The 25,451-nt window shown below is 66.3% G+C and carries 23 protein-coding genes and 3 pseudogenes; 17 read left to right on the top strand and 9 right to left on the bottom strand.

The window, feature by feature from the left end:
• Positions 1 to 49 precede the first annotated feature (49 nt).
• Positions 50 to 1,006, bottom strand: coding sequence for a DMT family transporter (locus JYK05_RS05385; protein ID WP_206468027.1), 957 nt, complete (start codon positions 1,004 to 1,006; stop codon positions 50 to 52).
• Positions 1,007 to 1,209: 203 nt separating this feature from the next.
• On the opposite strand from JYK05_RS05385, the gene dapC reads away from it, so the two are divergent.
• The 6 genes from dapC (at position 1,210) to cls (ending at position 7,530) form a co-directional block, all read left to right on the top strand.
• Positions 1,210 to 2,436 (top strand): succinyldiaminopimelate transaminase, encoded by a 1,227-nt coding sequence (gene dapC / locus JYK05_RS05380; protein ID WP_206468026.1) that lies wholly within the window; start codon positions 1,210 to 1,212, stop codon positions 2,434 to 2,436.
• Between the two features lie 48 nt (positions 2,437 to 2,484).
• A complete protein-coding gene (gene dapD, locus JYK05_RS05375) occupies positions 2,485 to 3,312 on the top strand; it encodes a 2,3,4,5-tetrahydropyridine-2,6-dicarboxylate N-succinyltransferase (protein ID WP_206468025.1) in 828 nt (275 codons plus the stop codon).
• A gap of 2 nt (positions 3,313 to 3,314) precedes the next feature.
• Positions 3,315 to 3,686 carry an ArsC family reductase gene (locus JYK05_RS05370; RefSeq protein WP_206468024.1) on the top strand — a complete coding sequence of 124 codons (372 nt, stop codon included), beginning with the start codon at positions 3,315 to 3,317 and terminating at the stop codon, positions 3,684 to 3,686.
• Positions 3,687 to 3,793: 107 nt separating this feature from the next.
• On the top strand, positions 3,794 to 4,933 hold the full coding sequence (dapE, locus tag JYK05_RS05365) for a succinyl-diaminopimelate desuccinylase (protein ID WP_206468023.1): 1,140 nt from the start codon (positions 3,794 to 3,796) through the stop codon (positions 4,931 to 4,933).
• 33 nt (positions 4,934 to 4,966) lie between these two features.
• Positions 4,967 to 5,851, top strand: a complete 885-nt coding sequence (gene prmB, locus JYK05_RS05360; RefSeq protein ID WP_206468022.1) for a 50S ribosomal protein L3 N(5)-glutamine methyltransferase — start codon at positions 4,967 to 4,969, stop codon at positions 5,849 to 5,851.
• 185 nt (positions 5,852 to 6,036) lie between these two features.
• A complete protein-coding gene (gene cls, locus JYK05_RS05355) occupies positions 6,037 to 7,530 on the top strand; it encodes a cardiolipin synthase (protein WP_206468021.1) in 1,494 nt (497 codons plus the stop codon).
• A 5-nt stretch (positions 7,531 to 7,535) separates the two neighbouring features.
• Here cls and JYK05_RS05350 read toward each other — a convergent pair whose 3' ends face one another.
• Positions 7,536 to 8,027, bottom strand: coding sequence for a glutathione peroxidase (locus JYK05_RS05350; RefSeq protein WP_206468020.1), 492 nt, complete (start codon positions 8,025 to 8,027; stop codon positions 7,536 to 7,538).
• A 154-nt stretch (positions 8,028 to 8,181) separates the two neighbouring features.
• Here JYK05_RS05350 and JYK05_RS05345 point away from each other — a divergent pair, with 154 nt between their 5' ends.
• On the top strand, positions 8,182 to 10,128 hold the full coding sequence (locus JYK05_RS05345) for an ATP-binding cassette domain-containing protein (RefSeq protein ID WP_206468019.1): 1,947 nt from the start codon (positions 8,182 to 8,184) through the stop codon (positions 10,126 to 10,128).
• A gap of 21 nt (positions 10,129 to 10,149) precedes the next feature.
• Complete coding sequence (locus JYK05_RS05340; protein WP_206468018.1) at positions 10,150 to 11,175, top strand: CaiB/BaiF CoA-transferase family protein; 1,026 nt, start codon at positions 10,150 to 10,152, stop codon at positions 11,173 to 11,175.
• A gap of 2 nt (positions 11,176 to 11,177) precedes the next feature.
• Here the strand turns inward: JYK05_RS05340 and JYK05_RS05335 are convergent, their stop codons facing one another.
• The 3 genes from JYK05_RS05335 to alr form a co-directional block, all read right to left on the bottom strand.
• On the bottom strand, positions 11,178 to 11,441 hold the full coding sequence (locus JYK05_RS05335; protein ID WP_241269851.1) for a DUF2866 domain-containing protein: 264 nt from the start codon (positions 11,439 to 11,441) through the stop codon (positions 11,178 to 11,180).
• Between the two features lie 158 nt (positions 11,442 to 11,599).
• Positions 11,600 to 12,988 (bottom strand): DNA repair protein RadA, encoded by a 1,389-nt coding sequence (gene radA / locus JYK05_RS05330; RefSeq protein ID WP_206468017.1) that lies wholly within the window; start codon positions 12,986 to 12,988, stop codon positions 11,600 to 11,602.
• 44 nt (positions 12,989 to 13,032) lie between these two features.
• Positions 13,033 to 14,103, bottom strand: coding sequence for an alanine racemase (gene alr / locus JYK05_RS05325; protein WP_206468016.1), 1,071 nt, complete (start codon positions 14,101 to 14,103; stop codon positions 13,033 to 13,035).
• 302 nt (positions 14,104 to 14,405) lie between these two features.
• Here alr and lplT point away from each other — a divergent pair, with 302 nt between their 5' ends.
• The 7 genes and pseudogenes from lplT to JYK05_RS05290 form a co-directional block, all read left to right on the top strand.
• A complete protein-coding gene (gene lplT, locus JYK05_RS05320; RefSeq protein WP_206468015.1) occupies positions 14,406 to 15,713 on the top strand; it encodes a lysophospholipid transporter LplT in 1,308 nt (435 codons plus the stop codon).
• 64 nt (positions 15,714 to 15,777) lie between these two features.
• The gene (gene thiM / locus JYK05_RS05315) at positions 15,778 to 16,593 is read left to right on the top strand and encodes a hydroxyethylthiazole kinase (RefSeq protein WP_206468014.1); all 816 of its coding nucleotides are present in this window, start codon (positions 15,778 to 15,780) and stop codon (positions 16,591 to 16,593) included.
• A 2-nt stretch (positions 16,594 to 16,595) separates the two neighbouring features.
• Positions 16,596 to 17,240: a thiamine phosphate synthase gene (gene thiE / locus JYK05_RS05310; protein ID WP_206468221.1), complete on the top strand. Its 645-nt coding sequence runs from the start codon at positions 16,596 to 16,598 to the stop codon at positions 17,238 to 17,240.
• A gap of 8 nt (positions 17,241 to 17,248) precedes the next feature.
• A complete protein-coding gene (gene thiD, locus JYK05_RS05305) occupies positions 17,249 to 18,061 on the top strand; it encodes a bifunctional hydroxymethylpyrimidine kinase/phosphomethylpyrimidine kinase (protein WP_206468013.1) in 813 nt (270 codons plus the stop codon).
• Positions 18,062 to 18,141: 80 nt separating this feature from the next.
• A pseudogene (locus JYK05_RS05300) lies at positions 18,142 to 18,255 on the top strand (bifunctional hydroxymethylpyrimidine kinase/phosphomethylpyrimidine kinase); the annotation flags it as partial.
• An 86-nt stretch (positions 18,256 to 18,341) separates the two neighbouring features.
• A pseudogene (locus JYK05_RS05295) lies at positions 18,342 to 18,449 on the top strand (bifunctional hydroxymethylpyrimidine kinase/phosphomethylpyrimidine kinase); the annotation flags it as partial.
• 409 nt (positions 18,450 to 18,858) lie between these two features.
• A pseudogene (locus JYK05_RS05290) lies at positions 18,859 to 18,960 on the top strand (bifunctional hydroxymethylpyrimidine kinase/phosphomethylpyrimidine kinase); the annotation flags it as partial.
• 119 nt (positions 18,961 to 19,079) lie between these two features.
• On the opposite strand, the gene JYK05_RS05285 reads toward JYK05_RS05290, so the two are convergent.
• The 4 genes from JYK05_RS05285 to tsaB form a co-directional block, all read right to left on the bottom strand.
• Entirely contained in the window at positions 19,080 to 20,075 is a 996-nt protein-coding gene (locus JYK05_RS05285; RefSeq protein ID WP_206468012.1) for a DUF1853 family protein, read from the bottom strand.
• A complete protein-coding gene (locus JYK05_RS05280; protein WP_371826414.1) occupies positions 20,072 to 21,157 on the bottom strand; it encodes a uracil-DNA glycosylase family protein in 1,086 nt (361 codons plus the stop codon). The genes JYK05_RS05285 and JYK05_RS05280 overlap by 4 nt, the downstream gene beginning before the upstream one ends.
• Before the next feature lie 211 nt (positions 21,158 to 21,368).
• Positions 21,369 to 21,860, bottom strand: a complete 492-nt coding sequence (rimI, locus tag JYK05_RS05275) for a ribosomal protein S18-alanine N-acetyltransferase (RefSeq protein WP_175940106.1) — start codon at positions 21,858 to 21,860, stop codon at positions 21,369 to 21,371.
• The gene (tsaB, locus tag JYK05_RS05270) at positions 21,857 to 22,681 is read right to left on the bottom strand and encodes a tRNA (adenosine(37)-N6)-threonylcarbamoyltransferase complex dimerization subunit type 1 TsaB (protein ID WP_206468010.1); all 825 of its coding nucleotides are present in this window, start codon (positions 22,679 to 22,681) and stop codon (positions 21,857 to 21,859) included. Before tsaB ends, rimI begins: the two co-directional genes overlap by 4 nt.
• A gap of 198 nt (positions 22,682 to 22,879) precedes the next feature.
• Between tsaB and JYK05_RS05265 the strand changes: the two genes are divergently transcribed.
• Both JYK05_RS05265 and JYK05_RS05260 read left to right on the top strand, forming a co-directional pair.
• Positions 22,880 to 23,149 (top strand): acyl-CoA-binding protein, encoded by a 270-nt coding sequence (locus JYK05_RS05265; protein ID WP_175940104.1) that lies wholly within the window; start codon positions 22,880 to 22,882, stop codon positions 23,147 to 23,149.
• 438 nt (positions 23,150 to 23,587) lie between these two features.
• Positions 23,588 to 25,228 (top strand): DEAD/DEAH box helicase, encoded by a 1,641-nt coding sequence (locus JYK05_RS05260; RefSeq protein WP_206468009.1) that lies wholly within the window; start codon positions 23,588 to 23,590, stop codon positions 25,226 to 25,228.
• Positions 25,229 to 25,451: the final 223 nt, after the last annotated feature.

Below are 25,451 nucleotides of genomic sequence, written 5' to 3'. Positions count from 1 at the left end.
GGGTCTCATGCGCGCCGGACGCCGCTTGCCGCGGCGCGAGCGGACACCATCATACCATCGCGCGTGTCGATTTCTTTTCGGGTTCGGCCTCGCCGGGCGGCCGTTGCGATGGCTCGCGGCCCTGCCTGTGCGCCCATGCCGACAGCACGCACGCGGCCACGATGCACGCGCCGCCCGCCCATTCGCGCGGCCCCGGCACTTCGCCCGCGATGAGCCACGAGGACAGCGCCGTCACCACGAGTTCGAACAGCATGATGATGGACGCGCGATTGGCCGGCACGCGCGCGAGCCCGATCTGCACGATCACGTTGTTGACCGCGAGCACGACGCCGAGCGCGATCACGATGAACGCGACCGTGCCCATCTGCGATGCGGCGGGCGGCGCGGGCATCGGCTCGAACAACGTGGCGACGGACGCCACGATCGCCGCGCCGCCGAAGATCACGGCCGTGCGCATCTCCGGCTTCATGCCCGGCATGACGCGCGTGATCTTCACGACGAGCACGTTGCTCATCGCGAAGCCCATGCCGCCCATGAGCCCGGCCCATTCGGCAAGATTCGCGGGCAGCGGCACGCCGAGGTCGGGCGACCAGAGCATCGTGACCGCGCCGGCGAGCGACAAGAGCGACAGCGCCGCATCGGCGCGCGTCAAGCGGTCGCGCAAGATGAAATGCGCGAAAACGGCGGTCCACGCGGGCGTTAGATAGAACAGCAGCAGCACGCGCATGACCTGTCCGTGGATCGCGCCCCAGACGAAGCCCACGCTCGTCACGCCCGCCGCCACGCCGAGGCACGCGAGCAGCCAGTGCCACGACACTGTGCGGATCGAGCGGCGTTTGAGCAGCAGCACGAAGAGACACGCTGCGCCGCTCGTCGTCGCGCTGGCGGCGGCGCCGGTGAGTCCCATCGATGCGAGCAGGCGCATTGGATACCAGACGAAGCCCCACACGGAAGCGCCGATCATGATGGCGAGCGTGGGCAGCGCGTCGTGCAGGCGGCGCGTCATTGCGGCGCTCCTCTGCGCGTGGATTTCGATACGGTTTCGCTACGTGTCATGCGTCTGTCGTCCTTGCCGCCGCGCGCCGTGAAGCGCAAAAGCGCGCGGTATAATCGCCCGTTATCTGATGTCTTTCTCATGCCGCTACGTAGATCGCTGCGGCCGCATGGCGCCTCGCCGCCGCCCGACGTCCATCGCTCAATCGACACGCCGTGAATCCACTTCTCCAGAAACTCCAGCCGTATCCCTTCGAAAAGCTGCGCGCGCTGTTCAAGGGCATCGAGCCGCGCGCCGGATTCACGCCGATCAGCTTCGGCATCGGCGAGCCGAAGCATGCGACGCCCGCGCTGATCCGCGACGCCGTGTTCGACGCGCTCGACGGCCTCGCTGCCTATCCGGCGACACTCGGCAGCGAGCCGCTGCGCGAAGCCATCGCGGCGTGGGTGAAGGCGCGCTACGGACTCGCTTCCATCGACGCGGCCACCGAAGTGCTGCCCGTTTCCGGCTCGCGCGAAGCCTTGTTCGCGCTCGCGCAGACGGTGATCGACAGCCGCAGCACGCAGGAACTCGCGGGCGCGAAACCGCCGATCGTACTCTGCCCGAACCCGTTCTACCAAATCTACGAAGGCGCCGCGTTGCTCGCGGGCGCGGAGCCGTACTTCGTCAATAGCGACCCCGCGCGCAACTTCGCGTGCGATTACTCGGCCGTGCCCGACGACATTTGGGCGCGCACGCAACTGCTCTACGTCTGCTCGCCCGGCAACCCGACGGGCGCCGTGCTCACGCTCGACAACTGGCGCGAACTCTTCGCGCTCTCGGACAAGCACGGCTTCGTGATCGCCTCCGATGAATGCTATTCCGAGATTTACTTCGACGAAGGGCAGCCGCCACTCGGCGGTCTCGAAGCCGCGCGTCTGCTGGGCCGCGGCTTCGACCGCCTCGTGATGCTGTCCAGCCTCTCGAAACGATCGAACGTGCCGGGCATGCGCTCGGGCTTCGTCGCCGGCGACGCTGCGGTGCTCAAGAGCTTCCTTCTGTATCGCACGTATCACGGCGCGGCGCTCTCGACCGTGTTTCAGCGCGCGAGCATCGCCGCGTGGCAGGACGAAGCGCACGTGCGCGAGAACCGCGCGCTCTACGCGAGCAAATTCCGCACGGTCACGCCGATGCTCGCCGACGTGCTCGACGTGCGTCTGCCCGACGCCGCGTTCTATCTCTGGGCGAACGTTTCGCGCACCGGGCTCACGGATACCGAGTTCGCCGCGCGCCTGTACGCCGACTATAATGTGACGGTTCTGCCGGGCTCCTATCTCGCTCGTCCCGCGCATGGCACGAATCCCGGCGAAGGGTTCGTGCGTATCGCGCTCGTTGCCGGGACCGATGAATGTATCGAAGGCGCCCGCCGCATCGTCGAATTCTGCCGCACGCTGAACACCTGAACGGTCCTAAACGCGTTGCCGGTTCTTCTCTCCATCCTTGAAATCACTATGTCGGAACAACTTCAGAGCATCATCGACAACGCCTGGGAAAACCGCGCCGAGCTGTCGGCGAAAGCCGCGCCCGCGGAAGTGCGCGAAGCCGTCTCGCACGCCATCGAGCAACTGGACCGCGGCGCCTTGCGCGTCGCCGAGAAGCGCGACGGCGACTGGGTCGTGAACCAGTGGCTGAAGAAGGCCGTGCTGCTGTCGTTCCGCCTCGAAGACAACGCGCCGATGCCCGCCGGCGGCTACAGCCAGTTCTACGACAAGGTGCCCTCGAAGTTCGCCAACTACACCGCCGAAGACTTCGCAGCGGGCGGCTTTCGCGTGGTGCCGCCGGCCATTGCGCGCCGCGGCTCGTACATCGCGAAGAACGTGGTGCTGATGCCGTCGTACACCAACATCGGCGCTTACGTCGACGAGGGCACGATGGTCGATACTTGGGCCACCGTCGGCTCATGCGCGCAGATCGGCAAGAACGTGCACCTGTCGGGCGGCGTGGGCATCGGCGGCGTGCTGGAGCCGTTGCAGGCGAACCCGGTCATCATCGAGGACAACTGCTTCATCGGCGCACGCTCGGAAGTGGTGGAAGGCGTGATCGTCGAGGAAAACTCGGTCATTTCGATGGGCGTCTACCTCGGCCAGAGCACGAAGATTTATGACCGCGAAACCGGTCAGGTGAGCTACGGCCGCATTCCGGCGGGCTCGGTCGTCGTGGCGGGCAATCTGCCCTCGAAGGACGGCTCGCACAGCCTCTACTGCGCGGTGATCGTGAAGAAGGTCGATGCGAAGACTCGCGCGAAGGTCGGCCTGAACGAACTGCTGCGAGGCGACTGATCGTGGCGCGCGGCTCCAATGCCATGACGGTCGTGTACGGCATCCCCAACTGCGACACGGTGAAGAAGGCGCGCGTGTGGCTGGAAGAGCACGGCGTGCCGTTCGAGTTCCACGACTTCAAGAAGGCCGGCGTGAACGAGAAGCTGCTTCAGGACTGGCTGAAGGACGTGCCGCTGGAACAGCTCATCAACAAGCGCGGCACGACGTGGCGCGGTCTTTCGGACGTGCACAAGGCGGAAGCCGACACGACTTCCGGCGCGATCGCGCTGATGATCCACAAGCCGTCGATCATCAAGCGGCCGGTCGTCGTCGTGAACGGCCGCGTGAAGACGCTCGGCTTTTCGGCCGAGCAATACGAGACGCTGTTCGCGTGATCTCTGTGCGATGGCTCTGAACATCACGCCGTCGCGTCACGCCAAACCGCTTGCCGGCCCCGCGCCGGCATTTTTTTACGCTGTCGAAAGAAATGCAGGCTGAAACCATGCCCGGCACCTTGTCCTTAACCGAAGCCCTGATCGAGCGCGCGTCCGTCACGCCCGACGACCGCCATTGCCAGGCGCTGATGATCGAGCGTCTGTCCGCCGTCGGCTTCGAATGCGAAACCATCGAGTCGGGCGGCGTCACGAATCTGTGGGCCGTGAAGCGCGGCACCGACGGCGCGTCGGGCAAGCTGCTCGCGTTCGCCGGACATACCGATGTCGTGCCGACCGGCCCGCTCGATCAATGGACTTCGCCGCCCTTCACGCCGACGCATCGCGACGGCAAGCTCTACGGGCGCGGCGCCGCGGACATGAAAACGTCGCTCGCGGCGTTCGTCGTGTCGAGCGAAGAATTCATCGCGAAGTGTCCGCAGCATCGCGGCTCGCTCGCACTGCTCATCACGAGCGACGAGGAAGGCCCCGCCACCGACGGCACCGTGAAAGTGGTAGAAGCGCTGAAGGCGCGCGGCGAGCGGCTCGATTACTGCATCGTAGGGGAGCCGACGTCGAACGAAACACTCGGCGACATGGTCAAGAACGGGCGGCGCGGCTCCATGTCCGGCAAGCTCGTCGTGAAGGGCGTGCAGGGGCATATCGCGTATCCGCATCTCGCGCGCAATCCGATTCACCTGCTCGCGCCCGCGCTCGCCGAACTCGTCGCGCAACGCTGGGACGACGGCAACGAGTATTTCCCGCCGACCACCTGGCAAGTGTCGAACCTGCGCTCCGGCACCGGCGCGACGAATGTCATTCCGGGCCACGCCGAGTTGATGTTCAACTTCCGCTTCTCGACGGCGAGCACGGTCGAAGGCTTGCAAAGCCGCGTCCACGCGATTCTCGACAAACACGCGCTCGACTACGATCTCACCTGGACGGTGAGCGGCCTGCCCTTCCTGACGCCGCGCGGCGTGCTCTCCAACGCGCTAGAAAAAGCCATCCACGATGAAACCGGCGTGCGTCCGGAACTGTCCACCACGGGCGGCACGTCCGATGGCCGCTTTATCGCGCGCATCTGCGAGCAGGTCGTCGAGTTCGGGCCGCCGAACGGCAGCATCCACAAGATCGACGAACATGTCGACGTGCGCTTCATCGAGCCGCTGAAAAACGTCTACCGCCGCGTGCTCGAAGAACTGATCGCGTAAATCTTTACCCGTAAAAAAACAAAGGAGCCTTCGATGGCGCTACCCTTCACCACCGTCCGCGACCTGCTGCGCTTCGGCGTCTCGCGCTTCACGGAAGCCGGCCTCTCGTTCGGTCACGGCTCGACCAACGCCTATGACGAAGCCGCGTATCTGATTCTGCATACGCTGCACTTGCCGCTCGACACGCTCGAACCGTTTCTGGACGCCCGCCTGCTCGACACCGAAATCGATGCCGTCATGCAGGTGATCGAGCGCCGTGCCAAGGAACGCGTGCCGGCCGCGTACATCACGCAGGAAGCGTGGATGCACGGCCATCGTTTCTATGTCGACGAGCGCGTGATCGTGCCGCGCTCGTTCATCGGCGAATTGTTGCAGGATGGCCTGCAACCATACGTGCCCGATCCGGACCACGTCACGCGCGTGCTCGAACTGTGCACCGGCTCCGGGTGCCTCGCGATTCTCGCGGCGCAAGCATTTGAAAACGCGGATATCGATGCCGTCGACATTTCCGCCGATGCGCTCGCGGTCGCGCGCCGCAATGTCGACGACTACGGGTTGCAGGACCGCATCGCGCTGCATGAAGGCGACCTGTACGCGCCGCTTTCGCCTGCCCGCTACGAGGTCATCATCACGAACCCGCCGTACGTCAACGCGACCGCGATGCAGGCGCTGCCTGAGGAATACCGTCACGAGCCCGAACTCGCCCTCGCGGGCGGCGCGGACGGCATGGACGTCGTGCGGCGCATCGTACGCGATGCGGGCAAGTGGCTGACCGAAGACGGCGTGCTCGTCGTCGAGATCGGCAACGAGCGGGCGAACGTCGAGGCCGCGCTCGGCGGGCTCGATCTCGTCTGGCTTTCGACCAGCGCCGGCGACGACAACGTGTTCCTGATCCAGGCGGCGGACCTTCCGGCCTGAGCGGCCTGAGCGGCATTCGCCGCGCAAGTCAGGTTCGGTAAGCAGGTTCGGTAAGCAGGTTCGGTAAGCGGGTTCGGTAAGCGGGTTCGGTAAGATAAGGCATCGCCGCCGCCGCTTGCGGCGGCGATCGTCGTATGGCTTCGCGTGGCGATCCGCGCGCATCGAGCTCCGAATCGAACGCATCTATGCAAGCAGCAGACTGGCTCCACGTTGGCACGCTCGTGATGGCCGCGCATGTGCTCGGCGTGATCGCGGCCGTCCACGCCATTATCAATACGCGCACCTCGCAAGGCGCGGTCGCGTGGGCGGTGTCGCTCGTCGCGATGCCTTACCTCACGCTCATTCCGTATCTCTTCCTCGGGCGCAGCAAGTTCGCGGGTTATATCGACGAGCGCCGGCTCGAAATCGAGATTCTGCGCAACCGCAGAAAGCCGACCGAGTGGGATTCGACCGACCGCAGCGACGCTTCAACGACAGGCACGGCGCTCGTCGACGCTTCCGGCGCGCGCGGCGAACTCGACACCGGCCCCGCGCGATACCTCGGCAACCCGACCATCCGCACGTTGCAACGGCTCTCCGGCATGCCGTTTCTGCGCGGCAACGCCGTACGCGTGCTGGTCAATGGCGACGCGACGTTTTCCGCGATCCTGGAGGCCATCGAAGCGGCCGAACAGTATGTCGTCGTGCAATTCTTCATCGTGCGCGCCGACGCGCTCGGCGAGATGCTGAAGGACGCGCTCATCGCGAAAGCGAAAGCCGGCGTGCGCGTCTATTTCCTCTACGACAGCATCGGCAGCTTCGACCTGCCGCATCGCTACGTGCATGCGCTGCGCGCGGGCGGCGTCGAAGCGCATCCGTTCGCGACCAAGCGCAAGTTCGTGCACCGCTTTCAGATCAACTTCCGTAATCATCGGAAGATCGTGGTCGTCGACGGCAAGCGCGCATTCGTCGGCGGGCACAACGTGGGCGTCGAGTATCTCGGCGGCAATCCGCGGCTTTCGCCGTGGCGCGACACGCATGTGGAAGTGCGCGGGCCGGCGATTGCCAGCATTCAGTTCGTCTTCACCGAAGACTGGTACTGGGCGACGCAGCGCCTGCCCGAGCTCGGCCCCGCGTCGCATGCGGACGAGAACATGCATTGCATGGTGCTTTCGAGCGGCCCCGCCGACAAACAGGAGACCTGCTCGCTCTTCTTCGTCGAGGCGATCAACGCGGCGCGCGAGCGGATCTGGATTACGTCGCCGTATCTGATTCCCGATGAAGCCGTGTTCTCGGCGCTGCGACTCGCCGTGATGCGCGGCGTGGACGTGCGCATTCTCATTCCGAGCCGGCGCGATCATCGCGTGGTGTTCGCCGCGTCTCGGCTGTACGCGTACGATCTCGTGCAGGCGGGCGTGCGCATCTTCCGCTACAAGCCGGGGTTTTTGCACCAGAAGGTCGTGCTCGTAGACGACATCGCCGCGTCGGTCGGCAGCGCCAATCTCGACAACCGCTCCTTCCGGCTGAACTTCGAGATCACCGTACTGACCGTCGATCACGACTTCGCCCGCGAAGTCGAGAGCATGCTGCTCGTGGACTTCGCGCATGCGTATGAGATCGACGGCAACGATTATCGCGGCGCCGCGTTCTGGCGGCGCATGGCGATGCACGTCGCTCGGCTCTTCTCCCCGATTCTCTGAGCGCGTCAGAGCAGCTTTTCGATGTCGTCCGCGATGGACTCGGGCTTCGTGATCGGCGCGTAGCGTTTTACGATGTTCCCGTTGCGGTCGATCAGGAACTTCGTGAAGTTCCATTTGATCGCCTCCAGCCCGAGCACGCCCGGCTCCTTCTCCGTCAGATACTTGAAGAGCGGATGCGCGTTCGGCCCGTTGACGTCGATCTTCGCGAACATCGGAAACGTGACGCCATAGTTCGACTCGCAGAAGCTGCTAATCTGCGCCGCGTCGCCCGGCTCCTGCTTGCCGAACTGGTTGCACGGAAAGCCGAGCACCTCGAAGCCGCGCCCTGCGTACAGCGTGTACAACTCCTGTAGGCCCCTGTACTGCGGCGTGAAACCGCATTCGCTCGCGGTGTTCACGATCAGCAGCACCTTGCCGCGGTACGCGTCGAGACTCGTGGTCGTGCCGTCGAGCCGCTGTGCCGTGAAGCCGTAGATGCTGTCGGTGGTCGAATTCATGCCGTGCTCCGCGCGTTGAAATGGGTGAAAGTCAGGCGATGCTACTCCGCTGCGCGTTCGCCCGCCATTAGCCGAACGGACGACCCCTTGCGGGATACGCGCCCGGTCTAAAATAGCGGTTTCCTTCAGTCCGCGCTCTTCGCCGCCCTCCGACGTGATCCGCTTCAACCAGTTCAGCCTGTCCCGCGGCACCAAGCCGCTTTTCGAAGACACGAGCTTCACGCTCAATCCGGGCGAGAAAGCCGGTCTCGTCGGCGCGAACGGCGCGGGCAAATCCACGCTCTTTTCCGTGCTGCGCGGCGAGTTGCACGCGGACGGCGGCGATTTCTCGATGCCGCCGTCGTGGCGCATCGCGCATGTCGCGCAGGAAACGCCCGCCGTGGATCGCACCGCGCTCGACTACACGCTCGACGGCGACACGCAGTTGCGAGCCATCGAGGCGCGGATCGCGGCGGCGTCCGCCGCGCACGACGGCGCGGCCGAAGCCGAAGCCCACGCCGCTTTCGCCGATGCCGACGGCTACACCGCGCCCGCCCGCGCGGAAACGCTGCTGCTCGGGCTCGGCTTCACGCTCGAACAGACGCGCGAGCCGGTGGCGAGCTTCTCGGGCGGCTGGCGTATGCGTCTGAATCTCGCGCAGGCGCTGATGTGTCCGTCCGACCTGCTGCTGCTCGACGAACCGACGAACCACCTGGATCTCGACGCGATCGTCTGGCTGGAAGACTGGCTCGGCCGTTATCCGGGCACGCTCGTCGTGATCTCGCACGACCGCGAGTTCCTCGATGAGGTCTGCAACGTCACGCTGCATCTGGAAAACCGGCAGGTGAAGCGTTACGGCGGCAGCTACAGCCAGTTTGAAGTGCTGCGCGCGCAACAGATCGCGTTGCAGCAAAGCGCCTACGAGAAGCAGCAGAAGACGGTGCAGCATCTGCAGAGCTTCATCGACCGCTTCAAGGCGAAGGCCACCAAGGCGAAGCAGGCGCAAAGCCGCGTGAAGGCGCTGGAAAAAATGGAACTGATCGCGCCCGCGCACGCCAGTTCGCCGTTCACGTTCGAATTCCGCACCCCGGATGCCGCGCCGAATCCGATGATGGTGATGGAAGACGTGCGCTGCGGTTATCGCAGCGACGAAGGCGTCGAGATTCCGATTGTCGAAGGCGTCACGCTGTCGATTCAGAACGGGCAGCGCATCGGTCTGCTCGGCGCGAACGGTCAGGGCAAGTCCACGCTCATCAAGACACTCGCCGGCACGCTCGACGCCCTCTCGGGTCACGTGCGGCAAGGCAAGGGCTTGCAGATCGGCTATTTCGCCCAGCATCAACTGGAAACGCTGCGCCCGGACGACTCCGCGCTCGCCCATCTCGCGCGCCTCGCGCCGGACACGCGCGAGCAAGAACTGCGCGACTTTCTCGGCAGCTTCAACTTCTCGGGCGACATGGCCACCGCGAAGATCGCGCCGTTCTCCGGCGGCGAAAAGGCCCGGCTCGCGCTCGCGCTCATCATCTGGCAGAAGCCCAATCTGCTGTTGCTCGACGAACCGACGAACCACCTCGATCTCGAAACGCGCCACGCGCTGACCATGGCGCTCGCGCAATTCGAAGGCACGCTCATTCTCGTGTCGCACGACCGGCATCTGCTGCGCGCCACCACCGACACCTTCATGCTGGTGGCGAAGCACCGGCTGAGTCCGTTCGACGGCGATCTCGACGATTATCGCGACTGGCTTCTGCAACATGCCGCCGACACGCGGGCGGCGGCGAAAGAAGCGAACGGCGGCGCGTCGGCTTCCGGCAATGCGCCGGACAGCGCGGCGAATCGCAAGGAGCAGCGCAGGCAGGAGGCGCAAGAGCGGCAAAAGCTGTCGCATCTGCGCAAGCCGCTGCAATCGCGCATCGCGAAGATCGAGAAAGAAATGGACGCGCTGAATGCGGAAAAAGCGACGCTGGATGCGTTCGTCGCCGATCCCGCGAGCTACGACGCCGCGCTGAAGGCGAAGCTCACCGACACGATTCGCCGTCAGGGCGAAGTCAACGCGCGGCTCGAGACGCTCGAACTGGAGTGGCTCGACGCGCACGAGGAACTCGAACAACTGAGCTCGTGATTCTTCACGGAGACCGACGACTTGACGACCTCCCCCGCTCTCGCCGGTCTTCGCGTGCTGGATCTGACGCGGCTTCTGCCCGGTCCGGTGGCCACGCTGCGCCTCGCCGAACTCGGCGCGGACGTGCTAAAGATCGAGCCGCCGGGCGAAGGCGACTACGCCCGCTCCATGCTGCAAAGCGACGCCGACCGCGCGAGCGGCGCTCCGAGCGCGTTCTATCGGATCGTGAATCGCGGCAAGCGGTCGCTCACGCTCGATCTGAAGACCGATGCCGGGCGCGCGAAATTGATCGAACTGGCAAGGGACGCCGACGTGCTCGTCGAGAGCTTCCGGCCGACGGTGATGACGCGGCTCGGCGTCGGCTACGACGTGCTGCGGCAGGTCAATCCGAAGCTCGTCTACTGCGCGATCACCGGGTTCGGCAGCAAAGGCCCGTTCGCCGACAAGGCGGGGCACGATCTGAACTACATCGCGTATGCGGGCGTGCTGGATCAGCTTGCTGATGCAGACGGCGCGCCCATCGCGCCCAATTTCCAGCTTGCGGATTTGCTCGGCGGGGCGCTCGCGGCCGTGACGCAAATGTTGGCCGCGCTCTGGCACGTCGCGCGCGGGGGCGAAGGCCGCTTCGTCGACGTCTCCATGACGCACGCCGTTCACGCCCACAACGTGATGGCGCACATCGCGCTCGCCAATGCCGACGAGCCGGGCACGCGGGCGGGAGCCGGCCTGCTCAACGGCGGCGTGCCTTGCTACAACGTCTATCGCACGGCGGACGACAAGTTCGTGGCCGTCGGCGCGCTCGAACTGAAGTTCTGGCAGACGCTATGCGGCGCGCTCGGCCACCCGGAATGGGCCGCGCGGCACTGGAGTCTCGGGCAGGCGATCGGCGGCGCGGATGCGAAAGAACTGACCGCGCGCCTCGCCGCGTGCATCCGCGAGCGCACGCGCGACGAATGGATGGCGCTCCTCGAACCGCTCGACTGCTGCGTCGCGCCGGTGCTCACGCCGGCGGAAGCGGCAGCGCATCCGCTCTTTCTCGGCCGATAAAACTAGCGTCGCGGCAAGGTCTGGCGCGGCTGACGCTCGTCGTCCACGAGCACGTGTTTGCGGCCCGTGACGTGACGGCGAATGGTCGCGACGACTTCGGCCTCCGTTACGTCCGCCGACACGACGCGCCGCGAGATCTGCCCTTCGCCGTCGATCCATTCGACGATCCGGCATCCGCTGCCGAACGGCTGTTGCAGAGGCGCCGAGACGCGGCAGCCGCGCAGGTGGAACGCTGGGGCGGGCCGGGCTGTTTTGACATGTTTCAAAGCGTGATCCTCTCGATCCATCCAGTCACTTCGGCGCGGCGGCGCGCGGTGGCTTCATCCGCCGGTCCTGGGTCCCAGAAGGATATGAAAACCGCGCTCGCGCCAGGTTACAGCGGCGCGCGTCTTTCTTACGGCCCGTTACCGAGGGTCCGATCCGTTCACTCGACATCGCGCACGCGGTCGATGGCTTCTTCGATGCGATCGACCGCGATCACTTTCAGACCGTCCACCGCCTGCTTCGGCGCATTGGCCTTCGGAATCAGCGCGACGGAAAAGCCGAGCTTGGCCGCTTCCTTCAGGCGATCCTGCCCGCGCGGCGACGGCCGGATTTCGCCCGCCAGCCCTACTTCGCCGAACGTGATCAAGCCCTTCGGCAGCGGCTTGTTGCGCATCGACGAGTGAATCGCGAGCAGTACCGCGAGATCGGCGGCGGGTTCGGTAATCTTCACGCCGCCCACCGCGTTCAGGAACACGTCCTGATCGAAACACGCGATGCCCGCATGCCGATGCAGCACGGCAAGCAGCAGCGCGAGCCGGTTCTGCTCCAGCCCGACCGCGAGGCGGCGCGGATTCGGCACATGCGCCGTATCGACGAGCGCCTGCACTTCGACGAGCAGCGGCCGCGAACCTTCCTGCGTGACGAGCACACACGACCCCGCGACGCTCTGCTCATGCTGCGACAAGAAAAGCGCCGACGGATTCGCCACGCCGCGCAAGCCTTTCTCCGTCATCGCGAAGACGCCGAGCTCATTGACCGCGCCGAAGCGGTTCTTGAACGCGCGCACGAGCCGGAAGGACGAGTGCGTGTCGCCCTCGAAGTACAGCACCGTATCGACGATATGCTCCAGCACGCGCGGACCCGCGAGACTGCCTTCCTTGGTCACGTGGCCGACCATGATGATGGCCGTGCCCGTCTGCTTGGCGATGCGCGTCAGTTGCGCCGCGCATTCGCGGACTTGCGCCACGGAACCCGGCGCGGAGGTCAGCGCCTCGGAATAGATGGTCTGAATCGAATCGATGACGGCGACTTCCGGACGTTGCTCGTCGATGGCCGCCTGAATCTTTTCGAGCTGAATTTCGGCGAGCAGCGCGAGGTCCGCCGCCGCACTCGCGGATCCGCCGAGCAGCCCAAGCCGTTGCGCGCGCAACGCGATCTGCGCGCCGGACTCCTCGCCGCTCACATAGAGCGACGGCCGTTCGCGCGCGATTTCCGCGAGCGATTGCAGCAGAAGCGTCGATTTGCCGATGCCCGGATCGCCGCCGATCAGCACCACGCCGCCCGGCACGAGACCGCCGCCGAGCACGCGGTCGAACTCGCCGACGCCGGTCGAAAAGCGCGGCACGTCCGCCGCTTCGATGTCGGCGAGCCGCTGCACCGGCGAACTCTTCGCGAGCGCCTGGAAGCGATGCGCCGACGGCGCCTGCTCCACCGATTCCACGAGCGTGTTCCACGCCCCGCAGGCCGCGCACTGTCCGGTCCACTTCGGCGCTTGTCCGCCGCACTCGCTACAGATGTAAAGCGTCTTTGCCTTCGCTGCTTTTGCCACGTATTGCCTTTAGATATTCAGTGCCAACGCCCGATGCGGCGCGCTCATTCCGCGCGGACCGGCACGCGCTGCGCGATCGCGCACATCAGCTCGTAGCCGATGGTGCCGCACGCGCGGGCCACGTCGTCGATCGGCAGGTTTGCGCCCCACAATTCCACGCGCGAACCCATGCCCGCGTTCGGGCACGGCGTCAGATCGACGGTGAGCATGTCCATCGAGACGCGGCCGACGAGCGCCGTCCGCACGCCATCGACGATGACGGGCGTGCCCTCGGGCGCGATCCGCGGATAGCCGTCCGCGTAGCCGCAGGCGACCACGCCTATGCGCATCGGCCGGTTCGCCGTGTAGGTCGAGCCATAACCGATGCTGTCGCCCGGCTGCACCGTCTGCACGGCGATCAGTTCGGAAGTGAGCGTCATGGCGGGCTTGAGGCCGGTATCGGCGATATCGGCCGTCACGCCCGACGGCGACGCGCCGTAGAGAATGATGCCCGGGCGCACCCAGTCGAAGTGCGCGGTCGGGTGCCACAGCACGGCCGCCGAGTTCGACAGGCTGCGCGCGCCCGCGATGCCTTCCGCGCCGCGCTCGAACGCCTCCAGTTGATGCGCGATGCCGCGTTCGCTGTCGGCGTCGGAAAAATGGGTCATGAGCGTGATCTGGCCGATGCCGTGGCAGGCGCGCGCCCGCTCCCACGCCGCGCGGAAGCGCTCCGGCGTGTAGCCGAGCCGGTTCATGCCGCTATTCATCTTCAACTGAATGTTGACCGGCTTCGAGAGCCGCGCCATTTCCAGCATGCGCAACTGCTCGTCGCAGTGAATGGCCGTAGTCAGGCTATAACGGTCGATCACGTCGATATCGGTCGGACGAAAGAAGCCTTCGAGCAACAAAATGGGGCCTGCCCAGCCGAGTTCGCGCAACTTCGCTGCTTCTTCGAGGTCCAGAAGACCGAAACCGTCCGTCGCGCGAAGTCCGGGGAACGCTCGCGCGAGACCGTGGCCATACGCATTGGCCTTCACGACGGCCCAGATTTTGGATTTCGGCGCGTACTTGCGCGCAATGGCAAGGTTGTTGGCGAGAGCGGCGGTGTGAATCGTTGCGGAAAGGGGGCGCGGCATGAGTTTTGGTCGGGAATGCGGTTCAAAAGGCGGTTCAGGCGGAAAGGCAAGCATACGCCAACGCGGCGAGCGGCCGGTTCGCCAATCGAGACACCTTGCGAATCAGTACTTTATGACGAAAGAGACGTGCGAACGTACCGTCTCGCATGTAATCGAGATTACTGCTAGTCAGAATGCGCCTATTTTCGTGTTATAAAGCCGTGCGCACAACCCATTTCGAACGGCATAAGCCCGAACGCGCGACCGGTGTCAGCGGCGGCGTCGGGGGCGGATTCCCGGCAGTGAGGAAAGCTTCGGATCAGATGAAAAAAGGTTTTTACACCATCATGGCCGCGCAGTTTTTCTCGTCGCTGGCCGATAACGCTCTACTGATCGCTGCCATTGCACTGCTGAAAGACCTTCACGCGCCGAACTGGATGACGCCGCTGCTCAAGCTGTTCTTCGTGCTCTCCTATGTGGTGCTGGCGGCGTTCGTCGGCGCTTTCGCGGATTCGCGGCCGAAGGGGCGCGTGATGTTCGTGACCAATTCCATCAAGGTGGTCGGCTGCATCACGATGCTGGTCGGCGCGCATCCGCTTCTGGCTTATGGCATCGTCGGCTTCGGCGCGGCGGCCTATTCGCCCGCGAAGTACGGCATTCTCACGGAATTGCTGCCGCCCGACCGGCTCGTCGCGGCGAACGGCTGGATCGAAGGCACGACGGTCGGCTCCATCATTCTCGGCACCGTCATGGGCGGCGCGCTCATCAGCCCGCATATCGCGAGCCACCTGCTGACGCTGCACATACCGCGCATCAACACGCCCGCCGAAGCCGCGATGCTCGTCATCATGCTGATGTACGTGGTCGCCGCCGTCTTCAACCTGCGCATTCCCGATACCGGCGCGCGCTACCCGAAGCAGGAACACCGGCCCATCAAGCTCATCACCGATTTCGCGGACTGCTTTCTCACGCTCTGGCGCGACAAGCTCGGCCAGATTTCGCTCGCGGTCACGACGCTCTTCTGGGGCGCGGGCGCGACGCTGCAATTCATCGTGCTGAAGTGGGCCGAAGTGTCGCTCGGCATGACGCTTTCGCAGGCGGCCATTCTGCAGGCGGTCATCGCGGTGGGCGTGGCGGCCGGCGCGGTGCTCGCGGCGGCGCGCGTGCCGCTCAAGCGTTCGCTCTCCGTGCTGCCGGTGGGCATCGCGATGGGGCTCGCCGTCATGCTGATGGCCTTCTACACGCGGCATCTCTTTCCCGCGCATTGGGGCGTCTACTTCGGCCGGATGCACTTCCCGGGCTATCTGCTGATCGCGTATCTGTTTCTGATGATCGTCGGCGGGCTGTCGGGCTTTTTCGTCGTGCCGATGAACGCGCTTTTGCAGCATCGCGGGCACGTGCTGCTGTCCGCCGGCCATTCGATCGCCGTGCAGAACTTCAACGAGAACCTGTCCGTGCTCATCATGCTGTGCCTGTACGCGGTGCTCGTCTGGCTCGACATGCCGATCCAGTTCGTGATCGTGATGTTCGGCTCGTTCGTGTGTCTGATGATGTACTTCGTCATGCGCCGCCATCAGGCGAACCAGCGCGCGTTCGATTCCGTCGCGCTGATCGGCGAGGCGCGGCACTGACGTTGCCTTCTTGGCTGTTGCTTGGGCCGCGGTCATCGGCCGATCGGGCTAACCTCTCCTCATCATGCTTGCTGCCGATCTCTTTTCGTTCGTCACGCGCGTGCGCGAGCGCGCGCCGCTCGTCCACTGCCTGACGAACCTCGTCGTCACGAACTTCACGGCCAACGTGCTGCTCGCCATCGGCGCGGCGCCGGCGATGGTCGTCGCGCGCGAGGAAGCCGCGCAGTTCGCGCCGCTCGCCCATGCGCTCCTGATCAACCTCGGCACGCTCGACGTGCCGCAAATGCGCGCGATGCGCGCCGCCGTCGATGCCGCCAACCGCGCGGGCACGCCTTGGGTGCTCGATCCCGTCGCTGTCGGCCCGCTCGCGTTCCGCACCGAATTCGCGCTCGAATTGCTCGACGCGAAGCCGGCCGTGATTCGCGGCAACGCGTCGGAGATCATCAGCCTGTCGGGCGGCGAAGCGAGCGGACGCGGCGTCGACAGCACCGCCGCCACCGACGCCGCGCTCGACGCCGCGCAGATCCTCGCGCTCAACACGCAGGCCGTCGTCGCCGTCACCGGCGCGACCGATTACATCACCGATGGCCGCCGCGTGATCGCGCTCTCGAACGGCTCGCCGCTGATGACGCGCGTGACCGGCGTCGGCTGCGCGCTTTCTGCGGCCGTCGCGGCGTTCGTCGGCGCGGCGCAATCGCGCGATGAACACTGGGCGGCGACGATCGCCGCCATCGCCTATTCGACCGTCGCCGGCGAGCTCGCCGCCCGCGAAGCCGCGTTGCCCGGCAGCTTCGCCGTCGCGTATCTGGACCGACTCGCCTCGGTCGATTCGCAAGCATTCGACGCGACGCTCGTGCTACGCGAGGTGGCCGTATCGTGAACATGCGGCGCGCGTTCGATCTCTCGCTCTATCTCGTGCTCGACCCGGTGCAGTGCGGCGGCCACGACGCGGCCGTTTCGGTCGCCCGCGCGGCGCTGGACGGCGGCGTGACGCTGCTGCAACTGCGCGCGCCGGAGTGGCACAAGCGCGCGTGGCTCGAGCTGGCGCTCGACTTGTTGCCGTTGACGCGCGCGCGCGGCGTTCCGCTCGTCATCAACGATCACGTGGATGTCGCGCTCGCAGCCGGCGCGGACGGCGTTCACGTCGGCCAGCGCGATCTGCCCGCCGATGTCGCGCGACGGCTGCTCGGGCCGGATGCGCTGATCGGGCTATCAGTGTCGAATCTCGCGGAAGTCGCGGATGCGAACCGGCTGGAAGGCGTCGACTATGTCGGCGCGGGGCCCGTCTACGCGACGCCGACCAAGACCGACGCCTCCGCGCCCTGCGGCATCGACGGTCTCGCCGCGATGCGCGCGAGTTCGCGCTGGCCGACGGTGGCGATAGGCGGCATCCAGGCGCATAACGCGGCCGACGTTATGCGCGCCCAACCGGCGGGACTCGCGGTCGTTTCCGCGATCTGCAAGGCGGCCGACCCGCGCGCTGCCTCGGCCGAACTGCGCGAGATAATCCGTCGCGCTTCATCCTGACTTTTCTCATGTCTTCGACCCAACCCATTCCCAACGTGCTCACTGTCGCCGGTTCCGACTCCGGCGGCGGCGCGGGCATTCAGGCCGATCTCAAGGCGTTCTCCGCGCTCGGCGCGTACGGCGCGAGCGTCATTACGGCGCTGACCGCTCAGAACACGCGCGGCGTCACGGCCGTCCACGCGCCGGAGCCCGCGTTCGTCGCGGCGCAGCTCGATGCCGTGTTCGACGACATCCGCATCGACGCAGTGAAGATCGGGATGCTGGCGAACGCGGGCATCGTGCGCGCGGTCGCCGACGCGCTCAGGCGGCATCGCCCGGCGCATGTCGTGCTCGACACCGTGATGATCTCGAAAAGCAATCACGCGCTGCTCGCCCCCGAAGCGGTGGCCGCGCTGCGCGACGAACTGCTGCCGCTCGCCACGCTCGTCACGCCGAATCTGCCGGAAGCGGCGGCGCTGCTCGGCACGCAATCGGCCGCAGACGAAGACGCGATGGTGCGTCAGGGCGAGGCGCTGCTTGCCTCGGGCGCGCGCGCCGTGCTGATGAAAGGCGGGCATCTGGCGTCGGCGGACAGTCCGGACTGGCTGATTGAATCGACGGGCGCGTTGCGGCTTGCGGGCGCGCGCGTCGCGCTGAAGAACACGCACGGCACCGGCTGCACGCTGTCGGCGGCGATTGCCGCGCTGATTCCGCGGACCGGCGATCTCGCCAGCGCCACCGCAGAGGCGAAGCGGTATCTCAGCGGAGCCATCGAGGCGAGCGCGCGGCTGGACGTCGGGCACGGCGTCGGGCCGGTGCATCATTTTTATCGGTGGTGGTGATGGGGCGGCTGTAGGAGGCGGCGAGTGCTTCGCCGGACGACGTTGTTCGTCTGGAAAGATGAAGCCGCGCGATTCCTCCGGCGGGCGCCGCCGCCGAAGCGAAGCGTTATCTCACCGGCGCGATGGAGGCGAGCGCGCGACTGGACGTCGGGCACGGCGTCGGGCCGGTGCATCACTTTTATCCATGGTGGTGATCGGGTAGCCGTAGGAAGCGGCGAACGCTTCGCCCGACGACGTTGTTCGCCCGGAAAGACGAATTCGCGCGATTCCTCCGGTGAGCGCCACCGCCGAAGCGAAGCGCGATCTCAGCGGCGCGATCGAGGCGAGCGCGCGGTCGAACCTCGAGCACGGCGTCGGGCCGGTGCATCACTTCTATCGATGGTGGTGATCGCGCAGCCGTAGGAAGCGGCGAATGCTTCGCCTGGAAAGATGAAGCCGCGCGATTTCTCCGGTGAGCCCCACCGCCGAAGCGAAGCCGTGTTTCAGCGGCGCGATCGAGGCGAGAGCGCGGCCGAACGTCGGCTACGGCGTCGGGCCGGTGCATCACTTCCATCGATGGTGGTGATCAAGCAGCCATAGCAAGCGGCGAACGCTTCGCCCGGAAAGATGAAGCGCGGGAGTCCTCCGGCGAAGCGCTTTCCAGCGGCGCAATCCAGGCGAGCGCGCGACTGGACGTCGGCCACGGCGTCGGGTCGGTGCATCACTCCTATCGATGGTGGTGATGGGGCAGCCGTACGAAGCGGCGAGCGCTTCGCCCGGAAAGATGAAGCCGCGCGATTGCTCCGGTGAGCGGCACCGCCAAAGCGAAGCGGTGTCTCAGCGGCGCGATCGAGGCGAGCGCGCGGCTAGGCGTCGGGCACGTCGTGGGGCCCGTGCATCACTTCTATCGATGGTGGTGATCGGGTAGCCGTAGCAAGCGGCGAACGCTCTGCCCGGAAAGAAGAAGCCGCAAGCGTCCTCCGGCGTGCGCCACCGCCGAAGCGAAGCGCCCAGCGAAATGTCGGTCACCGTCCGATAGTCACGCGGGCGCGGGAAGCTCCGAAGCCGCAAACGCCCTCGCCCGCTCGGGCCAGTCGTCCGGGACGATGAAGCCGCGCGATTCCTCCGCCCAGCCGGTCCCGCCGTCGCGCACGTAGGCAGCGACCATCGTCGGCGCGGCGATGGCGGCGAGACGCGTGTGAATGGCGGCGGCCTCGTCGATCAGCGAATCGGCATCCGGCGCGTTCAGGCGGCGCGGCGCGAGCCACGCAAGCCGCGGCTGCACGACCCATGCGCGATCTTCGCGCCCTTCGTGCGCTCCGTGCTCTCCATGCCGGTCGCGCCATTCCGTCGCCGTCAGCCACCAGCCGCGCACGTGCGCTTCGCCCACTTCCGGCGCGGGCGCGATGCCTTCATCGTGATAAAAGAGCCGCCCCTTGATGAACAACTGCGGGTGCCACGGCCCCTCCAGCCCAAGCGCGGCGAACTCCGCCCGCGACGTCAAGCCGAGTTGATGCGTCAAAAGCCGTGCGTGTTTCAGATCGAAGCGATCCTGGAGATTGGGCCCGACATAGTCCGACAAGCGCGCCGCGCGCTCGACGCCATCGCCGATGTGCAGATAGAACTTCACCGCCAGTTCCCAGTGCAGCCGCGCGCCGGCCGCCGTCTCCAACAGAAAATCGCACTCTCCGATAGTGCGGCGCTGACGCCGCAGCGGCACGTTCGCCGCGATCAGCCGCGCGGCCGGCCCGTGCGCCAAAAAGAATTCGAGCAGGCTTTCGGCGTAGATGCCGAGGCGCGTCGATTTGGGATTGCGCGAGCGCACGTGCAATGCCTCCGGCGCGGCGTCGAGCGCGGCGAGCCACGTGAGCGTGGCGTCGCGCGAATCGGCGGATCCGAACGGCTGCGCGAACGGCTGCGCGAGCGGCGCGCCGGCCGCGCTTTCGCGCAGAAGGTCGGGCGAGAAAAGCAGCCACGCCAGATCGCGCACCGTCGCGTCCCCGAAGCGATCGACGAGGCGCGACAGGCCGGTCATCCGCGCGCGCCCTTCCCGGCTCCCGATTCGACGCCGAGCGCGGTGAGCGCATCGGCGTGCGTCTTGCGGGCGAGGCACAGATCGGCCCAGGCCTTCGCCTTGTCGGGCAGGCTGCGCAACAGATACGCCGGGTGATAAGTGACGACGACCGGCACGCCGCGATACTCGTGCACGCGCCCGCGCAACGCCGCGATGCTCGCCTCGCTCTTGAGCAGGCTCTGCGCCGCAAAACGCCCGAGCGCGACGATGATCTTCGGCTTCACGAGTTCGACCTGACGCTGCAGATACGGCTCGCACCGCGCGACTTCGTCGAGTTCCGGATTGCGGTTGCCGGGCGGCCGGCATTTGATGACGTTCGCGATATAGACGTTCGATTCGCGCGAAAGGCCGAGCGCATGCAGCATGTTGTCGAGCAGCTTGCCCGCCTGTCCGACGAACGGCTCGCCCTGCTTGTCCTCGTTCTCACCGGGCGCTTCGCCGATCAGCATCCAGTCGGCTTCGCGGTCGCCCACGCCGAACACCGCGTTCGTCCGGCGTTCGCAGAGGCGGCACAACTCGCAACCCGTGACGCGATCTTCGAGCGCGGTCCAGTCGAGCGTGCGGACGTCGTCGGGGACGGCGGGCGCGACGGGCGTTGCAGGCGATGGCGCGTCATCGGTCCACGGAAGGTCGTCGTAGGCGTCGAACGGTGGGTAATCCGAGGGTGGCGCGTCGAATTCGGACTGCGGCTCGGTGCGGGGTTTCGCGGATGCGGGTGCCGGCTCCCGGTCGGCGCGAGCGGGAGCCGGAGCGTCGAGCGGCGGTGTGGATGTTTGCGGGCGGCGCACGGCTTCCGCCGGCTCTGTGTGGGGTGCCGTGTGGAGCGTGTCAGCCGCCACCGCCCGCGACGCGTCGAGCGGCGGTGTCAGTGTGTGCGGGCGGCGCACGGCAGACGCCGGGGCGCCGTCCGGTGCCACCGTGTGAGAGCCGTCGAGCGGCGGCGTCGATCTTTGCGGGCGCCTTGTGCCGTCGGCCGGCGCTGAGTTCAATCGCGTATCCGCAGCATCCGGCGCCGCGCCGTGAGAGCCGTCGAGCGGCGGCATCGGCGTTTGCAAGCTGCTCGCGCCGGCTGTCGGCTCCACGTGCGGAGTCGCATTCGCTGCATGCGGGGACACCGCGCGCGACGCCCCGAGCGGCGTCGCTGCCGGCGGAGCACTTGCGGCACGACCCGTCGCCTCCACCGCGTCCGCACCCGACCTACCCGTCTTCCGCCTCATCCAAACGAACCCGATGCCGAGTTCCTCGATCAGCGATTCATCGAGCGCCATGCGCACTCTCCTTGAACGAAAGACGCATGACGATTGCGTCCTCGCGCGACCGATGCCGCGCGGGGTAATAATTCTTGCGACGCCCGATGGCCGTGAAGCCGAAGCGCTCGTAAAGCTGGATGGCGCGCGCATTCGACGGCCGCACCTCGAGCAGCATGCCTTCGAGCTTTTCGGCACGCGCGACGCGCACCGCTTCGCGCAGCAGCGTCAGCCCCGCGCCGGCGCGTTGGGCGGACGGCGCGACGCAGAGATTGAGCAGATGCATTTCATCGACGACAGGCATCAGCACGCAATAGCCGATGAGCGTGCCGGTCACGTGGCGCAGGCACACGCCGTAGTAGCCGTTGCGCAGCGAATCCTGGAAATTGCCGCGGCTCCACGGAAATTCGTAGGCGAGCTTCTCGACGGCGGCGACTTCGTCGAGGTCCGCTTCGGTCATCGGCGTGAGATACCGATCCGCGAGCAACACGCCGCTCACCGGAGCGCCTCCGCGCCGGCAGACTGCGCGCCAGCCTTCGCCGCAGCGGCGCGCGCTTCGGTGCGCTCGGCTGTCGTCTGCGCGACCTTGTTGCGCACGTAGTCCGGCGCGGCGAGTTCCGGCGAGACCGCGCGTCCGGCCCTGAGCGCGCGCAAGCCGAGCAGCGCGACCGGCAGCGCGTGCGGCAGCGCATCGCGGTCCACATGCGCGGCGGCCGCGAGCGCGGGCAGGCGGTCGCCGAAGGCCGCCGCCGCGTTGCCCGCGAGCGCGAACGGCACCGAGGGAAGCGGCAGCGCGTCGGGACGATCGAGCGATGCGGCGTGCAGTTCGCGCCAGTCGCCGGGCGCGGGTTCGCGATTTGATTCGTACTGATATTCGGCCCAGTAGACCTCATCCATGCGCGCATCGAGCGCGACGAGCACCCGATCCGGCAACGACGCGTCGTTGAGCCGGGCCGCTTCCGCGCAGGCGAGCAGCGTGCTCACCGGGACCACCGGCACATTCAGCCCGAACGCAAGCCCTTGCGCGACGCCTGTCGCCGTCCGCAGGCCGGTGAACGACCCCGGCCCCGCGCCGAAGGCAATGGCGTTGCAATCGGCGAGCGCGAGCCCTGCTTCGTCCAGCAGCTCGCGCACCGCCGGCAGAAGACGCGTGCTGGAGACCGCGCCCGTCGCTTCGTGGCGAATCCACACCGATGTATCGCCGCTCAGATAAGCGGGCGCGGCAGCGGACGACGGCTTGGCCGCGGGTTCGTCGAGCAGGAGCGCGACGGAGCAGAATTCCGTCGAGGTATCGAGAGCGAGCAGTACGGTGCGTGTCATAGTCCGTATTGTAATGCGGGAGTGCGCCGGCTTTTGCGGCTCGCGTGACATGCGGCACGCGTTCACGGACTTTTCCGCGCGATGACGCGCCCCGCTCGCCGCGCGATGCCATTTGATTCGATTCGAAGAAAGCCTCCAGAGCCAGCATGACTGCGCTTGCTAAGATCGTCGGCATCTCAAATTAGACAGGACGCCCGCATGACCGACATCGATCAGCAATTCGCCCGCGCGCAAGCCGAGGTCACGCAGTTGCCCGAGCGCCCCGGCAATCTGACGCTCCTGCGTCTTTACGCGCTCTATAAGCAGGCGAGCGTCGGCGACGTGCAAGGCGATGCGCCCGGCTTCACCGATATCGCCGGCAAGTACAAGCACGAAGCCTGGGCCGCGCTGAAAGGCACGCCGGCCGATACCGCGAAGGAGCGCTACGTCGAACTCGTCGAGTCGCTCAAACGCGGCGAGGCAGGCTGACCGAGCGACATCTGCCGCGCGCCTTCGATGCCCTCCGATGGCGCGCGAATGCGTCAAACTGTGGCGCGGTGCAGCAATTTCCGATATACTTCGTGTCATGCAGCTTGATTGCGAGGCGCACGCCGCAAGGCAACGTGCCCCGTATCAAAATGCTTCGTAGCGTTTCGCTCCAATCCAGTTTAGAAACTGTCCCTTCCCTGCCAGGCCGTAGCGCATCGTTTGTGCGCTATTCATTTCGCGGCCCGTCATGCACCAGGCTGACGTCAGTGCTTAAGCGCCCTGACGTATCCGATACAGCTTCTAACAACGATGCTCGCCGTCTGTTTGCGCGAGTTGCCCCCGTTTTTCGATTTGCTCGCTGTTTCTTCGCTCGCTGAATCCAACGACCTGGGTATGCCGATTGGCGCCGACGCCTTATTTCCCGTTTCAAGGATCGACATGACTTCGAGCTTCACCCCCAGCCCGTTGGACAACATCGCAGCACAAACGCTTGGCATTTCCCCGGCCGCCGACACGGCAGAACCCGCCGCCGCAGCCTCGGCTGAGACTGCTCCCGCAGCACCCGCCGGCCCCACTTTCGAATCCCTCGGTCTTTCGGCCGATATCGTTTCCGCATTGATCGACGCCGGCTACCAGTCGCCGACGCCCGTGCAGCAGCGCGCGATTCCGGCCGCGCTCGCCGGCCGCGATCTGCTTGTTTCGAGCCCGACCGGCTCCGGCAAGACGGCGGCGTTCATGCTGCCGGCCATCGAAAAATTCGCGCAGCTTGAAAAGCTCCAGGCGCAGCAGCCGCGTCAGCCGCGCGACCCGAACGCGCGTCCCGGCCGTCGTCCGCAGCCGATCGCGCGCCCGCAGTTGCTCGTGCTCACGCCGACGCGCGAACTCGCGATGCAAGTGTCCGCCGCCGCGACGACGTACGGCCGCCATCTGCGCCGCCTGCGCACCGTCAGCATTCTCGGTGGCGTCGCGTACGGCCAGCAATTGATGCTGCTCGCGAAGAACCCTGAAATCCTCGTCGCGACGCCGGGCCGTCTGATCGACCATCTGGAGCGCGGCCGCATCGACCTGTCGAACCTCAAGATGCTCGTGCTCGACGAAGCCGACCGCATGCTCGACATGGGCTTTATCGAAGACATCGAGACGATCGTCGCGGCCACGCCGGCCACGCGTCAGACGCTGCTCTTCTCGGCAACCATCGACGGCAAGATCGCGTCGCTGACCGGCCGCCTGTTGAACGACCCGGAGCGCATCGAGATCGTGCAGAAGCTCGAAGCGCGCAGCAACATCGCGCAAACCGTGCATTACGTCGACGACCGCGACCACAAGGATCGCCTGCTCGACCACCTGCTGCGCGACACCGAGCTGGATCAGGCCATTGTGTTCACGGCGACGAAGAGCGACGCGGATCTGATCGCGAATCGTCTGTCGGACGCGGGTTTCGAATCCGCCGCGCTGCACGGCGACCTGCCGCAAGGCGCGCGCAACCGCACCATCCGCGCGCTGCGCGAGCGCCGCGTGCGCGTGCTGGTGGCCACGGACGTCGCGGCGCGCGGCATCGATATTCCGGGCATCACGCACGTCTTCAACTACGACCTGCCGAAGTTCGCCGAAGACTACGTGCACCGCATCGGCCGCACGGGCCGCGCGGGACGCAGCGGCACGGCCGTGAGCCTCGTGCATCACGCCGAAATGGGCGCGCTCAAGCGCATCGAGCGCTTCGTGCACGCGCCGCTGCCGGTGAATGTCGTCGCGGGCTTCGAGCCGCGCAAGTCGCCGCCGAAGGGCGGTTTCGGCGGACGCGGCCGTCCGGGCGGCGGTAACGGCGGCCGGCGCTTCGGCAGCGGCAATGGCGGCGGACGCGGCTACGGCGCGGCCAACGCCAGCGGCTACGGCAACAAGTCGGGCGCCGGTTCGCGCGAAGGCGGCTACCGCGAAGGCGGTTATCGCGGCGGCAACGCCGGTAGCGGCGACCGTGACGGCGGCTATCGCGGCGGCAACCGCGACGGCGGTTTCGGCCAGCGCGACGGCTACAGCGCGCGCCGTAACGACGGCCCGCGCGCACCGCGCCGCGGCAACTGATGTATGCGTAGGGACGGCGCGATAACGCCGTCTTTCCCCAGCAGGACAAGAAAACCGATGCCTCGCGCATCGGTTTTTTTTTCGCTTATCTTCGCATTTCATAATGTGCAACGTTTTTTTGCGTCGCAAAAGCGTTGCTGCGCGGCACAACGAGCGCAATTGCAGCATGGGAAAGAACATTGCGCAGTATGAAATCAACAGCATAATTGATTGATTATTAACG

Source organism: Caballeronia sp. M1242 (genome assembly GCF_017220215.1).
GTDB lineage: Bacteria > Pseudomonadota > Gammaproteobacteria > Burkholderiales > Burkholderiaceae > Caballeronia.
This window is presented reverse-complemented; position numbering and strand designations above follow the sequence as displayed.